Here is a 316-nt window from a genome sequence, read left to right as displayed (position 1 = left end):
CTCGCCGGCAAAAGCCTTCTTCGCGGCCGCGGGGTCGGCGCAGTGGATGGTTATCTTGGCGGGCTTCGCCGCCTCGGCCTTCCTGGCGTCCTTCGCGTCAGATTGGCCGTCCTCCTTGTCTTTCCTGGTCTTGTATTTGTCGAAGGCGTAGCTGCGCAGGAGGATGCCGGCGGCAAGGCTCGCCGCCTGGCGGCCATCGGGCTGCAGCTCCGGCAGATCGAGGATGACCGCCACCTCGGTCGCCTTGCGCAGTGAAGCGGCAACGGCGCCGCCTAGCTTCAGCCAGGCGTTGTCGTCGAGGGCAGAGACCTTGCCG

The 316-nt window shown here is 67.1% G+C and carries 1 protein-coding gene; it reads right to left on the bottom strand.

Annotated elements, in window-relative coordinates; genetic code table 11:
• Window positions 1–316 (bottom strand): M17 family peptidase N-terminal domain-containing protein (locus EN786_RS36840; RefSeq protein WP_281405036.1); only part of this gene is annotated, 316 nt, incomplete at both ends.

The sequence above is a fragment of the Mesorhizobium sp. M4B.F.Ca.ET.143.01.1.1 genome (assembly GCF_004792275.1).
Lineage (GTDB): Bacteria > Pseudomonadota > Alphaproteobacteria > Rhizobiales > Rhizobiaceae > Mesorhizobium > Mesorhizobium abyssinicae.
The sequence above is the reverse complement of the archived record's forward strand: the minus strand, read 5'-3'. Positions and strand labels throughout refer to the sequence as shown.